Source organism: Vibrio sp. S9_S30, from assembly GCF_014694455.1.
In the GTDB taxonomy this organism is placed as follows: Bacteria; Pseudomonadota; Gammaproteobacteria; order Enterobacterales; family Vibrionaceae; genus Vibrio.
In genome coordinates this window covers 237,798-254,678 of record NZ_JAAUWT010000001.1, presented here as the reverse complement: position 1 = coordinate 254,678, position 16,881 = coordinate 237,798, and the positions used below count along the sequence as shown (strand labels likewise).

The 16,881-nt window shown below is 42.3% G+C and carries 9 protein-coding genes and 1 tRNA gene; 6 read left to right on the top strand and 4 right to left on the bottom strand.

Features of this window, described 5'->3' with window-relative positions; genetic code table 11:
- The first annotated feature begins 61 nt into the window (after positions 1-61).
- From dnaG to HC752_RS01140, 3 genes are all read left to right on the top strand, one after another.
- Positions 62-1,813, top strand: coding sequence for a DNA primase (dnaG, locus tag HC752_RS01150; RefSeq protein ID WP_190333249.1), 1,752 nt, complete (start codon positions 62-64; stop codon positions 1,811-1,813).
- A gap of 129 nt (positions 1,814-1,942) precedes the next feature.
- On the top strand, positions 1,943-3,784 hold the full coding sequence (gene rpoD / locus HC752_RS01145; RefSeq protein WP_190333248.1) for an RNA polymerase sigma factor RpoD: 1,842 nt from the start codon (positions 1,943-1,945) through the stop codon (positions 3,782-3,784).
- A 142-nt stretch (positions 3,785-3,926) separates the two neighbouring features.
- Positions 3,927-4,002 (top strand) — tRNA-Ile (locus HC752_RS01140).
- Between the two features lie 185 nt (positions 4,003-4,187).
- Here HC752_RS01140 and HC752_RS01135 read toward each other — a convergent pair.
- The 3 genes from HC752_RS01135 to HC752_RS01125 form a co-directional block, all read right to left on the bottom strand.
- Positions 4,188-4,559, bottom strand: a complete 372-nt coding sequence (locus HC752_RS01135; RefSeq protein WP_190333247.1) for a hypothetical protein — start codon at positions 4,557-4,559, stop codon at positions 4,188-4,190.
- Positions 4,556-6,172: a trypsin-like serine protease gene (locus HC752_RS01130; RefSeq protein ID WP_190333246.1), complete on the bottom strand. Its 1,617-nt coding sequence runs from the start codon at positions 6,170-6,172 to the stop codon at positions 4,556-4,558. The genes HC752_RS01135 and HC752_RS01130 overlap by 4 nt, the downstream gene beginning before the upstream one ends.
- A gap of 127 nt (positions 6,173-6,299) precedes the next feature.
- Complete coding sequence (locus HC752_RS01125; RefSeq protein WP_190333245.1) at positions 6,300-9,092, bottom strand: methyl-accepting chemotaxis protein; 2,793 nt, start codon at positions 9,090-9,092, stop codon at positions 6,300-6,302.
- An 820-nt stretch (positions 9,093-9,912) separates the two neighbouring features.
- On the opposite strand from HC752_RS01125, the gene HC752_RS01120 reads away from it, so the two are divergent.
- Positions 9,913-11,712 (top strand): lysophospholipid acyltransferase family protein, encoded by a 1,800-nt coding sequence (locus HC752_RS01120; protein WP_190333244.1) that lies wholly within the window; start codon positions 9,913-9,915, stop codon positions 11,710-11,712.
- Between the two features lie 182 nt (positions 11,713-11,894).
- Positions 11,895-13,043, top strand: coding sequence for a histidine decarboxylase (locus tag HC752_RS01115; protein WP_190333243.1), 1,149 nt, complete (start codon positions 11,895-11,897; stop codon positions 13,041-13,043).
- Between the two features lie 304 nt (positions 13,044-13,347).
- Here HC752_RS01115 and HC752_RS01110 read toward each other — a convergent pair whose 3' ends face one another.
- Entirely contained in the window at positions 13,348-14,877 is a 1,530-nt protein-coding gene (locus tag HC752_RS01110) for a hypothetical protein (RefSeq protein WP_190333242.1), read from the bottom strand.
- A gap of 363 nt (positions 14,878-15,240) precedes the next feature.
- On the opposite strand from HC752_RS01110, the gene HC752_RS01105 reads away from it, so the two are divergent.
- On the top strand, positions 15,241-16,311 hold the full coding sequence (locus HC752_RS01105; RefSeq protein WP_190333241.1) for a TRAP transporter substrate-binding protein: 1,071 nt from the start codon (positions 15,241-15,243) through the stop codon (positions 16,309-16,311).
- Positions 16,312-16,881: the final 570 nt, after the last annotated feature.

Below are 16,881 nucleotides of genomic sequence, written 5' to 3'. Positions count from 1 at the left end.
ATGCACGGCTTGTTTGTATCTGCAAGCCTCTTCTTTTCTTTGATTCAATATTCTGGTTTTTATGGCAGGACAGATCCCTCGTTCTTTTATTGATGACCTCCTCGCGCGGCTTGATATCGTCGATATCGTCGATGCACGAGTGAAACTGAAAAAGAAAGGCAAGAACTACGGTGCTTGTTGCCCCTTCCATAACGAGAAGACCCCATCTTTCAGTGTCAGCCAAGAGAAACAGTTCTATCACTGTTTTGGTTGCGGTGCGCATGGCAATGCCATCGACTTCTTGATGGAATACGAACGTTTAGAGTTTGTTGAAACCATTGAAGAGCTCGCTTCTTACCTTGGATTAGATGTTCCAAGAGAACAACGAAGCGGTGGCGGCTTCAGCTCAGCTCCAAAAGCTAACACAGAGCAAAAGCGCAATCTTTATGACATGATGGGCAGCATTGCTCAGTTTTATCGCTCTCAATTAAAGCAGTCGAACAGCAAACAGGCCATTGAATACTTAAAAGACCGCGGTCTTTCAAAAGAAGTCGTTCAAAAGTTCGGCATCGGTTATGTCGCCGATGAATGGGACTTAGTCCGTAAAAACTTCGGACAATCCCAAACCAATCAAGACATGCTTATTACTGGCGGCATGCTGCTCGAAAACGATAATGGCAATCGCTATGACCGTTTTCGTGGGCGAGTCATGTTCCCGATTCGAGATAGGCGCGGACGTGTCATTGGTTTTGGTGGTCGAGTCATTGGTGATGGCACACCGAAATATCTCAACTCACCAGAGACGCCAATATTCCATAAAGGAAAAGAGCTTTATGGATTGTATGAAGTACTTCAAGCCTACCGTGAGCCACCTCAAATCCTTGTGGTTGAAGGCTACATGGACGTGGTTGCCTTAGCGCAATATGGCGTAGACTATTCCGTCGCATCGCTGGGTACCTCCACCACAGGCGATCATTTGCAACTCCTATTCAGGCAAACCAATACGGTCATCTGTTGCTACGACGGAGACAGAGCGGGTAGAGAAGCCGCTTGGAGAGCCTTAGAAAATGCGCTTAGCTTTTTAAAAAGTGGCAATATTTTAAAGTTTCTTTTTCTTCCTGATGGAGAAGATCCAGACAGCTACATTCGAGCACATGGAAAGGAAGCGTTTGAAGAACAGATGAAGAAGGCTAGTCCTCTATCTCGATATCTGATTGATCATTTGATCGAACATCACAATATCGATTTGGGGAGCAGTGAAGGGAAATCAGCTCTACGTAATCTCGCAACAGCGTTAATCAATCAAATTCCTGATTCAGAGTTTCAAGATGAATTAGATGAAAAAATTGATAAGTTAACTGGATTTATGGGGCATAGAGTCAAACGAAAAAAACACATATATAACGCTCCTCAACCACATAAAGAAATCAAGCGCACCCCCATGCGAGAAGTGATCGCCCTACTCCTGCAAAACCCACATTATTGTGAGCTAGTGCCGGATTTAACCAGTGTGCGACACATTAACTTACCGGGGTTAAGTTTATTTGAGGAAGTACTTGATAAATGCCGTTCTCATCCCAATATCAACACAGGCCAGCTACTTGAGCATTGGCGTAACGAGAAAAACGGATCACTGTTATCAAGACTTGCCAGTTGGGAAGTACCACTCGAAGACGATAATCAGGAAGACATTTTCCTCGACTCACTGGATAACATTATTGCCCAGTGCGTTGAAAAACAAATTGAATCGCTACAAGCGAAAGATAGAAGTGTCGGCCTAACACCCGACGAAAAAAGAGAGCTCGTCGCTCTAATGCTGGACTTAAAGGCATAAATAACCACCATGTAGCGGTGAAATTATGTGCTAAGTTATCATAGTCACCAGCTATTTTTTTTGATAAAATTGGCGGTTTGCATTTCGCAAAACTAAACTCATCACCAGACCTGAAGTTGGATATCGTCTATGGATCAAAATCCGCAGTCACAGCTAAAATTACTTGTTATTAAAGGCAAGGAAAAAGGCTATCTGACCTACGCCGAAGTAAATGACCACCTACCTCAAGAGATTGTCGATTCTGAACAGGTAGAAGACATCATTCAGATGATCAACGATATGGGTATCAAAGTAGTTGAAACTGCTCCTGATGCTGATGATCTTGCCCTGAACGATGACACAAACATCACCGATGAAGATGCAGCAGAAGCTGCAGCTGCAGCACTTTCTAGCGTAGAAAGTGAAATTGGTCGCACCACAGACCCAGTCCGCATGTATATGCGTGAAATGGGGACTGTAGAACTGTTGACTCGTGAAGGCGAGATCGATATTGCAAAACGCATTGAAGATGGTATTAACCAAGTTCAGTGTTCTGTTGCCGAATACCCTGGCACCATTTCTTATGTTCTTGAGCAGTTCGACAAAGTTCAAGCTGAAGAATTGCGCCTGACCGACATCATTTCTGGTTTTGTTGATCCTAACGACGAAGAAACGACTGCACCAACGGCAACACACATCGGTTCAGAACTTGCAGAAAAAGATCTAGAAGACGAAGATACAGACGACGCTGACTCTGGCGACGATGAAGAAGAAGATACTGGTATTGACCCAGAGCTAGCCGCAGAGAAATTTTCTGAGCTACGCAACGCTTACCAAAACCTTCAACTTGAAATCAACGAACAAGGCCGAGATATCGCTCTAGCGGGTGAAGCGGCGACAGAGCTGCTCGATATTTTCCGTCAGTTCCGTTTGATTCCAAAACAGTTTGATTACCTTGTCAATGAGCTTCGCACTTCTATGGATCGCGTACGCACACAAGAACGCCTCATTATGCGTGCATGTGTTGAATACGGTGACATGCCAAAGAAATCTTTTGTCGCTCTGTTTACTGGTAACGAATCTTCAGAAGCATGGTTAGACAAAATACTGTCTTCAGACAAACCCTACGCCGCTAAGATCAAACGTAACGAGGAAGAAATACGCCGCTGCATCTTGAAGCTAAAGAACATCGAAGAGGAAACCTCTCTTCCAGTTCAAAGCATCAAGGACATCAGCCGTCGCATGTCTATTGGTGAAGCAAAAGCCCGCCGTGCGAAGAAAGAGATGGTTGAAGCAAACTTGCGTCTTGTTATTTCTATCGCGAAGAAATACACCAACCGTGGATTACAGTTCTTGGACTTGATTCAAGAAGGTAACATCGGTCTGATGAAAGCGGTGGATAAGTTCGAATATCGTCGTGGTTATAAGTTCTCAACTTACGCTACATGGTGGATTCGCCAAGCAATCACACGTTCAATCGCTGATCAGGCACGAACTATTCGTATCCCTGTCCACATGATTGAAACGATCAACAAGCTAAACCGTATCTCTCGTCAAATGCTTCAGGAAATGGGTCGTGAACCTCTTCCAGAAGAATTGGCAGAACGTATGCAAATGCCTGAAGACAAGATCCGTAAAGTCCTTAAAATCGCGAAAGAGCCCATCTCGATGGAAACCCCTATCGGTGATGATGAAGATTCGCATCTTGGTGACTTTATTGAGGATACAACACTTGAACTTCCTTTGGATTCAGCCACCTCAACCAGTTTGCGCGTTGCCACCAAAGACGTGCTGGCAGGTCTGACCCCTCGTGAAGCAAAAGTACTTCGTATGCGTTTTGGTATTGATATGAATACCGACCACACACTGGAAGAAGTGGGTAAGCAATTTGACGTAACACGTGAACGTATCCGTCAGATTGAAGCTAAAGCACTTCGTAAGCTTCGCCACCCAAGCCGCTCGGAAACACTTCGTAGCTTCTTGGATGAGTAATGCAAACTCAAATATGTACAAAAGGTGAGCACTTGCTCACCTTTTTTGTTTCCAATGTTCTAAGTGCTCAAAAACTAGACATAAATTACCCCCTCACTATCTAGACACACCCTTAGCCTTCCCCTATAATCATCCACCTACTGGCCCCTTAGCTCAGTGGTTAGAGCAGTCGACTCATAATCGATTGGTCCGCAGTTCAAGTCTGCGAGGGGCCACCACATACAGAAAAGCCTGAGAGTGATTTCACTTCTCAGGCTTTTTGCTGTTTGGCTTCCTGTTTTCATAACATCTTCCCTCGGAAGATTCATTTCTATATCCACTTAGCAAGGATAGTTTTATCGTAATGAAAAAAGCCATGCAGTCGCATGGCTTTTATAGAGATTGAATCAGTCATCTTCTCGCGTTATTTTTCAGAAGGGGGAACCTCTGGATTGATTACGACCACCTCTACATCATCTAATTCATTAGGTAGCGAGATTTGAAACTCCTCAAACATTGGCGCTCTTCTGCAATAGTCAGGTTTCGTTCGAATAACGCTGGCACTCACTTTCCCTGCTTCCACTTTGTCTATTTGAAGTTCAAAGCTTTTATCATCAGTACACCCTGTCGATTGCGCGACAAATATCAGTAAGTGCTCCCAACGCTTTGATGACACTAACGGCTCAATTTTTCCTTCTACGGTATTCACAGACACATGTGGAGTGGCCTCACTCGCGCAGCTTACAAGCCCAGTAAAAGCAATTGTTGCAAGGAGTAGTATCTTTATCACTTTCACTGGTATGCTCTCCGGTTTCTGAACATGGCAAAAGGCAGTAACAACAATAGCCAACCGAATGAAAGACTACCACCTGAAGAACCTGAATCAGGTGTAACCAGTTTGATATTTTGAAGATACACGGTATCGTAATCTGATGAGTAATCGATGGCTCCTCTTTCATAGACAAACATAATGTCATTGCTGTTTTGACTCAGATTCACACTGGAAATGTAATAACTCTCATCGTACCCAGTAAACTCAATAATTAAGTTCTCATTTACGTACATTTTAAAGTAACCCGTGTCTTGCTGTATCCATACTCTGGCATCAAAAGTCAGTTCCCCTTTTCCTACATTTTCGATTAGTAGCAAAGAACTTTGACCTCTAGGTGTACTCCCTGCTTTCAACGTATCAGTAGAAAAGACTTCCCATGGTGAAGCATTGGCGTAAACCGCGTCTCCTAGCCCTACAAAACTTTTCACATCACCACTTGCGGCAACCAAGCCGTAGGAGTGGAATGTGGTTTTCAGTTCGCTTTTATCGGCATGAGTGGTGTTAACAACAATTTCAGCCTCCCCTTTACCTAAAGGAACCGTCACTTCAACAGTAACATTACAGCTCTCGCCTTGCTGAAGATCGCCAACCATCTCACATTGATTCTCAATGATTCTCACCTGGGTAAGGTCAGAGGAAGAGACACTCGAAACACGAAATGGTGTGATCTCATTGTTTTTAACCGTCACGGTTTTAGGGATCTTGGTTCCTACTTCTTTAAAACCAAAGTACACATTCTGACGATAACTAACACCGTTCATCTGAGCGGTAATCCAGTCATTTAAGTAAGCAACATTTGTGTATACACCATACTTCCCCGCTTGTGCACAGCTGTCACCCCAACTGATAATCCCCACCTGAGTCGGCGTTCCACTGAGATCTTGAACTAATGGACCGCCACTGTCGCCTTGGCATGAATCTTTTCCGCCATCGCTAAAGCCAGCGCAAATGGCGGCTTCATTAATACTGCTGTAATCGTCACCTGCTGCTTTGCACGTAGAACGAGAAACAATTGGCAAATCCACGTCGTACAACTCCGAAGGAAAAATGCCTTTCAGGTCACTGTTAGGCTGCAGATTCCCCCAACCGATAACCGTAACGATTTCTCCAATCAAAGGTTCTTGGTTGTTCGCGGCCAATAAAACAGCATCTGAGTTGATTGCCTGATCGAGCTCAATAACCGCGACATCATAATTATTCGTTGGATCACTGTAGAGCTCATGAGTATAAATACTCTGGACACCAACTCTCGTTCCTTGAGAACTCTCCTTTGCAAGATCATATATCCCAACGATTACATCTAACTCTTCTGGGTTAACGTTCTCCACGCAGTGAGCAGCCGTTAATACATAGCGATCACCGAGGAAGCTGCCACCACATGATTGTGATGAATAGGCATCTTTTCCCTTAGCGACCAGTGCGCTCATAAAAGGCCACTCACCTTTAGTGGATTTGGTACCACCGACAATTCTTTCCGGTGAGGATGAGGTTGGGACTCTCACTGGCAGCTCAGAAGAAGCCGCCGCATTAAATGCGCTTATGATTCCTAAAGCCAAAACCGTATTTTTTAATTTCACTTTGTTGTCCCTATGTTTTTATCTTCATATCGAATTTATCAACAAGAGACAGAAATGGCATATTGCGTTCTAGAAATAACCACGCTTGCCACAATAAAATTAATGAAGTTGGAACCATCCATAGAATCTACACCTTAAATTGATGCGTGTATTCACTGAGGTTTTCGGCGGATAGGGCAACTTCTTGGCTGGCACCAGATAGCTGTTCGGCACTGGCTGCGGTTTGCGTGGATGCCTCACTGATGCGTAAAACGCTCTGGTTCACTTCCTCCGTTACTTGAGATTGCTGCTCAGACGCAGCGGAGACTTGCGTCATCATGTCATCTATTTGTCCTATAGAGTCTGTTATCTCAATAAATGCCTGTCTTGTACGATCGGCTAATTCCGCGGTAATGGTGGCCTGTTCTTCACTTTTCGCCATATTACGTGTCGCAGAATCAGCGGCACTCTGAACGGCTGTGATCATGGTTTGAATATCCGAGGCAGAGGCTTGGGTTCTCTGAGCAAGAGTTCTGACTTCATCTGCAACGACGGCAAACCCTCTTCCCGCATCACCTGCCCGCGCAGCTTCAATGGCGGCATTTAATGCGAGCAAGTTGGTTTGCCCGGCAATTTCTTGAATCACTGTAAGCACATGACCAATTTCACCGCTCTTACCCTTGAGCACGATCATGTTTTCATTCGTGGATTTCACATCGTCAACCAATTGCTTCAAAGCTGTTTCACTATCGACTAATACTTTCTGGCCTATGTTGCTTTTTCCATGTGCCTCTTGAGCCGCGTTTGCCGCCCCTGTGGTACTTCTTGCAACATCCGCAATCGTGCTCGACATTTGGTTGATCGCCGTCGCAACACTTTCTATATCTTGATGTTGATGACTGACTGCCGCCGTAGTTTGCTCTGATGCAATAGACGTTTCTTCCGCTGTCGAAGACAATGAATTTGCTGCCTGCTGAATATGAACAATCAGCGCCGTCAGCTTTTCAGACATATCGCGCAATGCGCCATATAACGTCTCAGATGATGTCTGCTGATCGAAACGATACGTCAAATCACCATGTGCAATTTGTTGAGCCAGTTGAATCATTTCTTTAGGTTCGCCGCCAAGTGGTCGCTTAATGGCATTCGCAAGATAGATGGCAAAGCCAACGGTAAGGACGACGGTACCAGCCAACAACGTCCAGATACTCGTACGAATCGACTTCACTGCAGAAAAGGCTTCAGATTCATCAATTTCGGTAACCAATGCCCACTTGAAATCCCCGATATCCAAAGACGCGAATGAGGAAAGAACACGATTGCCATTGTAATCTTCAATGATTTTACCTCCCGATTTGCCTTGCAATGCGTCTATCGTCGCTTCCGTTTTAACACCATTATTCTGCACATTGCCTGCAAATGAGGCGCTCACCGTTCGACCCTCTGGATCCAAAAACGAATCGGAACGCATACGAAAATCTTGCCCAACTAAGTAGGACTCTCCTGTTTCTCCCATTCCCGTTCTTAGCGCCATCACGTTATTGATCGCCTCTAACGATAACTGAAGCGCGACCACCATGATGAGATTGCCTTGGCTATCTAGAACAGGCTGACCGATAAACGCAGCTGGAGCTCCATTAGATGGCGCATAGGGTTCAAAATCCGCAATACTATACTGTTGGTTATCCAAAATTTTCCGTGTCAGTCTACCTAAATTGGAATCAGAATATTCACCATGAAGCATATTGGATTGATAGTCGGGCTCCTTTGCTACCGTGTAAAATACCTCTCCGTTTGGTTCAATTAAAAAGAGGTCATAGTAACCATATTTTTTAATGTACTTGCTATAAAACTCCACGCCATCAAGGTCTTTGGATACAAACGATTCAGCAACATCTTGTTCAGTCACAATGACCCAGTTCAGTTCATCTGAAACGCGAATAATGTCCCATACAGATAAGACCAAATTGCCGTTGTAGTCTTTGAAAATGCCCTGTCCGTTACGCCCACTAAGCGCCATTTTTACCGCATCGGTTTCTACTTTTCGGTTATTTTTGAATGATGCAACAACGGAGTACTCTTTAGGATCCAGCTTGGAGTCGGAACGCATAAGCTTATCTGGTCCCACTAAATACGTTTCACCCGTCGTTCCCATTCCCTGAGACTGGCTAACAATACGGTTAACGTTACTGATTGGGAATTGAAGCGCGACATACCCAGCAACGTTACCTGAAATGTCTTTAACAGCTGAGAGGAAGAAGCCAGCTGGTTCATTATTAGAAGGTTCGTAAAGGGTAAAATCCCCTACAACAATTTGACCTTCTTCGATATTCTTATCGACAGCTTGATGAAATGCCTTTGTTAACCCCGAATAAACCAGCATCTTCGAGTCTACGTTTTTGCCAAGATCGCTTTCACGGGCACTGGTATATATAATTTGCCCATTTGGCGTGATCATAAATACGTCATACCAGCCAAAATGTTTTACATAGGCATTCATTTCATCTTGAAACATGGTGACATGGTATTCCCACATTTCGTCGCCATACGAATCATGCGAAAACATCTGTAATGCTTCTTCCGCCATTTTTGATTCGGCGAGAAGAGAGAGACCCGATTTTAACTGATCTAAATAGTCGATAACCCGAGATTTCTGAGACTGATTAACAGCGTTGAGCTTTCGAAAGGCTTCCAGTTGTAAAGTATTCGCGACTTCAGAGAGTACATCCATATCCCCTTCGCGCTCTTTAAAGAAACTCTGGATCTGCGATTGCTTAATACTTCGAACCGTTTCAAGCTGGTCATAAGAACGCTTTCTCAGCGCGTCTTCTGCCAAGCCAGATGACCATAAACCTAAAATCAAAGCTGGAATTAACCCAATAAAAAGAAGGGCGCCAATAATGACATTTGAAAGTGTAAACTTGTTGATAAATCGTTCCATGATCACTCCGCTGCATATGCTTACCTGAGCCAACATTTACATCTCTATCGACATATAAATAATGAGATCATATTTACCATCTTGCAATAAAAATATTAATATCAATAAATAAAAACCCTAATTAACAACCAAATTTCAATAACAAAAAAATAATTAAATTATTTAATCTCAATATTTTAACTAAGAAATTTTTATCTCATATTTTTTTAATTTAAAAAGCAAAGATGCCAAGCCTAAAGAAACATGTAATTAAATTTCATTTGCATATTTAAAATTAATATTTTGATAAAAAATAGATAACTAAAGAAAGAAGGAAATAAGGAAAAAAAGATGTAAATTGGCGAGCAAGAAATCTTAACATGCCCGCCATCCAAGCAGCAGTAAGCGAGATATCATTATATTGTAATAGTGTGGTAATGGGCTTATCTCATGTACCACACAACTAAATTAGCATATTCAAATATAAGTGCGATGCATTGTTAAGATTTTTGCGACTGAGTTATTTTTTAGCATTTCAAAATTTATCATTATTACATTTCTATACACTTTTTTGGGGAGCACTTCCGACCAACCATCACCCAAAACAGACTTAACGCTTACATCTAACCTCAATTGTCACCTATTCGACTTGCAATCGAAGCCAAACTGTCACTTCTTCGTCATAGCATATGGGCTATCTACTCATAAAAATGTAGATATAAGGTGAGTCGAATCACGTAACTTTATAAGTAAAATATTCAATAGCCTAAAAATTAAAACTCATTAATTTCACATGGTTGAAATGAAAAATTAAGTTATCAATAATGATTTAGAGGTTCGCATGACAGTCAGCAGTCCATTCAAAATCCCAAGGAAAACCCCATTTGGAATTGGCGAAGCCGTTGCGGAATGGGCAACAGGATTAACACAACTCGACCAATTTTATGCTCAGCGTCCGGCGGGGTGTGATACAGCACAATTCTTGCGCTTCACATTAGAGAAATTGGGGATCGGATACCAGCTACTGCAAGGCACATTAGGCAGCGTGCCAAAATCGGGAGCAACGGTTGTGGTTGCCAACCATCCACTTGGTTGTGTCGAAGGGGTCATATTGGCAGAGCTTCTTCTTACCATTCGACCCGATGTTCAGATTTTGGCAAATCAGTACCTCAAAACGGTTCCAGAATTGGATAAACTTTTCATTGGTGTCGATGTATTTGAAGGCCGAGAAGCCCACAAAGCGAATCTCAAAGCGTTGCGTAATGCACATAGACACTTAACCAATGGAGGGATACTGCTCGTTTTTCCAGCAGGGGAAGTGTCTCGCATAGAAAGAAAACGTACAAAGACACACTTGCAAGATAAAGAGTGGAGCCGATCTGTCAGCACTCTTATCAAAAGGAGCAAAGCAACGACGGTACCGTGTTTTATTGATGGTCAAAACTCTCGTCGCTTCTATATGGTTGGAAAAATTCACCCTTTACTCCGTACGCTCATGTTAGGACGAGAGCTGTTGAACAAGCGCGAATGTAAAATAGGAATCCATATTGGCGAACCCATTCAATACAAAGAAATTCAATCTCTTTGCGATTCTGAATTGATCAATTATCTGCGCCTAAATACTTACCTTTTAAAACCAGCAAGGGCAATCAAGCATGACTCTCCTCCATTAGAAACCGAGTCAACGTACCGCCCGCCTACCCCAATTGCACCTCAACTTCCAGTACACGAACTACTGGAAGATCTACACAATCTACCAGACGAAGCGCACCTTTTTGATAGCAATCAATTTTCCGTATATTGCTGCCACTCAAAAAGCATCCCGATCCTTTTACATGAAATCGGTCGGCTAAGGGAAGCCAACTTCCGGCTAGTTGGGGAAGGTACTGGGCGAGCTCTAGACTTGGATGCTTTTGATCAGGAATATTTGCACCTGTTTGTTTGGGACAACGATAAAAAGTGTTTAGTTGGCGCATATCGCCTAGGCGTTGTGGATCATCTGATGCAAAAAGGGGGACTTAATGCGCTCTATTCCCGAACGTTGTTCCAATACAAACACCGGTTCATTCAAAACATGAGCAAGACTGGCAAGTGCATTGAAATGGGTCGCTCTGTTATTGCCAAGGATTATCAGCGCAGTATGAGCGCCCTATTGTTGTTATGGAAAGGGATAGGAGAGTACATTCACAGAAACCCAGAATACACTCATCTCTTTGGTCCGGTGAGCATCAGTAGTGATTACAGCAGTACAACAAGAAAGTTACTCACTGAAACGATGACAATGCACCATTACGATTCAGCCAATGCGTATTATGTTAAGCCCACTAACCCTTTAAAAAGTGAAGACCATGGATGGAACCCGAGCATGCTTACGCCCCTTGGCGATCTTCAACTTCTCTCTAGAGTGATCGCAAGAATAGATGACGGAAAAACGTTACCCGTCTTGCTGCGTCAATATCTTGGTCTTAACGGAAAGTTGGTCAGCTTCAATGTTGATCCAGCATTCAATAACGCGCTCGACGGTCTTATTCTTGTTGATCTTCGAAATGTGCCAATAAAAACATTAGCAAGATACATGGGGGCAGAAAAAGCTCGCTGCTACTTAACAAAACATAACGTTAATCAGTGTGATGAGGTATAACGAACACGAATAGATCAGTATTAAATTGGATTCTTGGGGTTCAACCAAAGCGCCGTAAAAAATAATTTACAAAACCAACTTAAGATGAGATATGTCAATCAAGTTACATTTATTGTTCGCTCTAACATCAATTGCTAGCATCTTCATTAGATGTATATTGATATGTAATTGGGTGTATATAAATGTCATTATCTCCACAAGACCAGAAAACGCTTCAAGAATTCTTTGATTACTGTAAAACGCACCAATACAACAATATTGGATACCCTGTTGCAGCCGACTTTAACTACAAAGAGCTCGAAGCATTCTGGCAGTTTTCATTTAACAACTGTGGAGATTGGGCAGAAACTTCAAACTATCGATTAAATACGTTCCACTTTGAAAAAGAAGTGATGGCGTATTTTGCAGATAAGTTCCAATTGCCCTTTGACGATGCTTGGGGATACGTAACCAATGGCGGTACAGAAGGCAACATGTACGGGTGCTACCTAGCACGTGAAATGTTCCCTAAGGGCATCTTATACTTCTCGGAAGACACACACTACTCCGTCGCCAAAATCGTTCGACTATTAAGAATCGAACACCGAGTCGTGAAAAGCCTGCCAAATGGCGAAATGGACTATCACGACCTTGAAAAGCATATTGCTTCGAATGGAAAAGCCAATCCGATCATATTTGCAAATATTGGCACAACTCTGTATGGCGCAACGGATGATCTTGTCAAAATTAAGCGCATCTTATCGAATGCAGGCTTCCAAAGGGAAGAATACTACCTTCATGTCGATGCCGCTTTTCATGGCATGATCCTACCTTTTGTCGATACTCCACAACCATACTGCTTCTCTGATGACATCGATTCGATTTCGGTTTCTGGTCATAAAATGATTGGGGCACCGATTCCTTGTGGCATCGTGCTCACCAAAAAGTCTTACGTCGAAAATATTAGCGTTGCCGTGGATTACATTGTGGCAATCGACAAAACCATTACCGGATCTCGCAATGGTTTGACTCCATTAATGATGTGGCATGCAATAAAAAGCAGTACCGAGCAAGAAAAGGAACTGCGTGTGAAGCGCTGCCTTAGGTTAGCAGAATACGCCGTAGAGAAGCTTCAGAGTAAAGGGGTGGCGGCTTGGCGTAACCCCAACTCAGTGATTGTGGTATTTCCAACGCCTACAGAGGCAGTGTGGCGTAAGTACGGGCTGGCGAACTCCGCCAAGCATGCGCACCTCATCATTACAGGGCACATGATTGATAATACCGATTTGTTAGAACAGCTTATTGAAGATGTGGCAGAAGATATTCCCAAACTTCAGCCGATGTGCAGCTAAATTAAGGTTGGGGCGTAAGCCTAGCATCACTAAAACCCATTGTGGAGACATTCACTTAGAGCGACGCTATAGCAATACCGATTTGGTCAACGCTTTGTTTTACAAGTCAATAGGATGGAATATTAACTAACCTCAGATTTGGATAACTCAGGCTATTGTCTGCTTCGAGATCGGCACTAAATAAACCGTTCTCGAAGCAGATGTCTTACCTCAAAGAGGCAAAGCACTATATTTCAATAACATAGCTGACAGATAAGTAGACACCAACGCATTAATAGTTTGATCACTCCAGCATAGAGATAAGCTAATCAGAAATAGCCTCATCTTCGGTGATGTCAACTGACACTGGTCGAAGCATAAAATGATGCCTCTTATTGTATTTATACATTGCGCTCAATAGCATGAATAGAGGAAGAATGACGTATGCCCTTGGAAACATAAAAACCATAACGCCAAAGAAGATGGTAAGCGCTTCTCCAAGCATTAAGATGCCATTGTGTAATTTAGAGTAAACTTCCGATCCCTGAAGAAACTTAAACTGAGCCTGTAAGAATAGTCCTTTATGAAGCTGTATATCCAGCTCCCCTGCAACTGGGTTTGTGTTCTTGACACGGATGGTGTACCAGTTGCCATCAATAAAATAAACTGTTCTGTGAACGTCTGAGAAACTTACCTTAAATTTATCGATTACCCTACCATTTAGAGCAACTTCAAGTTCTCCTTTTAAACCAAGCTTCATGTCTACATTTTGCTCATCAAATTGGAAACTCCACTTGTGGCTCCCTAGTATAAAACTCGGCTTCATTTTATAAAAAACACTCGCATTTTTGATCGAACGTATATCCTCTGGCACTTCATTTTCATCATGAGAGGAAATGAAAAAATTAGCCTCTACCCCTCGTTGAGTGAAGTATTCAGACAGTGAAGCTCTTAGCTTTTCAAAATAATCATCAGAGTCATGTAAAAAAATATTCTGCTTTGTTCCAATCATAATGAGCGGTGTAAGTTCCTGACAAATCATCGACATTTTGATTTCACCGGCGGTTTTCCTATCAAAACTCGAGTCTTTTTCATGTCTTGGTAGTAACTTTTCATTGTCCATCCACTCATAGACCATCTTACCTAAATCATCACAGCTTATAGTGCTAGAAGAAGGCACCGGTATACCTATGGTGAACCCAGTATAATCACAATCACGTTCCGTGATTTCATCATCCAGATTCTTAAGATAAGCAGCCCGAAGGTTAAACGTGCTGGTGTAAAAATCTCCAGAGATAGGAACATGAATATCAAATACCTCAAGAATACCGGTGTGATGCTTATCAGCATATTTTAGTGCAGCTAACAACCCATTTGGCTCCTCCAGTTCTAAACTCTCTTTTAATTCTCCTTGAGATAACAGTCGAAGTAGCTCCCCAACATTCTCTTCTCGAATGTAGACTCCAGAGCGATAGTTGGCGTCGCCAGAATCACCACAATGCTTCACGGTGGGAAAGCACAAAGAAAAATCATCGAATAAAGCTAAAAGAGGCTCAGAAAAATTGCGATGGTTAAACGCAATGTTCATAAGAGATTGCCCCCTATCATAATAATAAGGGTGCAAATAAGCCAAAATGCCGCAAGCTGAGAAACCCAAATACTTATCAAAGGGTTGTTCTTCATTTTGAGCGAATATGTTGCTGTATACGCTATCTCTTAGAAACCCTATATCTTCTCTAGATTGAGTAAGTAACTGTATTCGGCTATCCAATAGATTCGGCTGTTGTACAATATCACCAACAAAAAAATCGATGTCCTGCTTCGCTACTGGTATATAAGCTGTATCTAACCCCAAAATGTCTCTCCTTAACCGTATTCTTATTTACCTAGTGAGTATAAAGACTTTCAAAAACAACAGCAGAATCATTTTATAGAACTCTTGTATCTTTCAATAAAAAGGTCATGACTGAATCAACGTTAGGTGAAAAGAAAGCGTGATATGTATATCATTTCAAGCACCAAATAACCGACTACCCACATTACGAAACCTAGGTGAATAACTCACATTTCCCACCCTTGTCACATCAATATTCCCATAAAATAACACTCGACAGCATAATCACTCAGTTGGGAAACCAACCTACTATTTCTATTCTTCATTGTTTGTCTCTATGCTGATTCGTCCATGGAGTAGGATGAATCATCAGGATGAATAATAATGAAACTAAAACAAGGTCTACACAAAACCCTCATTACCTTAGTCGCTGCACTCGCTTTACCGTTAAGCGTGAATGGCGCTGAAAAAGTCTACCGACTAAAACTGGCGGAAACTTGGGGACCGAATACACCCATCCTTGGAGATGCCACCCAAAATATGGCGAAATTGGCAAAGGAAATGTCCAATGGTCGCCTCGATATTCGAGTGGATTCAGCAAATAAGCACAAAGCCCCTTTAGGCATTTTTGATATGGTCAAATCCGGTCAATATGACTTAGGGCATTCCAGCTCTTATTACTGGAAGGGTAAAGTACCTAATACACTGTACTTTTCTTCTATGCCATTTGGCATGGTGTCAACAGAGCAATACGCATGGTTTTATCGAGGCGGTGGCATGGAGCTCATGCAAAAAGTGTATTCCCCTCATAACCTACTTTCCTTCCCTGGTGGCAACTCCGACATTCAAATGGGTGGGTGGTTTAAAAAAGAAATCAACTCTGTAGAAGATCTCAAGGGTTTGAAAATTCGAATTCCAGGTTTTGCTGGTGAAGTTATGGCAAAAATTGGGGCAAAACCAACAAATATTGCACCAGGAGAACTTTATACCTCGCTAGAACGGGGGACAATTGATGCACTTGAATGGGTCGGTCCAGCTTTCGATCTCCGAATGGGCTTTCAAAAAATCGCACCTTACTACTATTCTGCGTGGCATGAACCGGGAAGTGAAACTCAATTTCTTGTAAATAAAAAGGTCTGGGAAACACTTCCAAAAGATCTGCAAGTCATTTTGGAAACCGCCTTCCGTGTGACGGCGTTCGATATGTATACCCAAGCAATGGATGCAAACGCCAATAGCTGGGCAACCATGAAAAGTGAATATCCAAATATCAAAGTGCGTGACTTCCCACCTTCAGTACTGGCAGCCATGCGCAACGCCACAGATGAATTACTGCAAGAGCAAGCCAATAAAGATGAGTTAGCCAAAGAGATCATTCAGTCTCAGACAAATTACCTTAAAAAAATGCGAGACTGGACGGATATTTCTCTCAAAGCATACATAAACTACGAATAACACCATAAAGGAGCGACATTCGTTGCTCCTTTTTTTAACCTTTATTATCGATAAATAAGTTGAATATCAATAGCAAAGAAAAACCAATCGCGAGCTAGACTTGGTTAAAATACACATCACTTATATTGCGCAGCCGCTAGGTCACGCTGAAGTTTAGATAACATTTCATAGCCAACCATAACATTACCAATAAATGCTGAGCGAGTGAATAAGCTTATAAATATCAGGACATTAAAAGAAAGGGGGATGGGGGATAGCTGAATACGCATGGAGTAAGCATAAATAATAAAGACAATAAAATAGGAGCAATCCATTTTATATAGATTTTAGTCCCTAATTTAACAAATCAATAAATTATATTTGGGATACATAAATACGTTAAAAAAACCATAATAGACACACATCCACGCTAGTCATACCACACTTTCAACATTAAATGTTATGACTGGTTTTTTAAGTAAAAACCCATAGAAAATAAATTCAAGAAAAAGAAGATGCATTTCCTTCAAGCACAGAAACGGTGATCGCTAGAATCCACCAGCACTGGCTTTTTAGACTAAAACATACTGG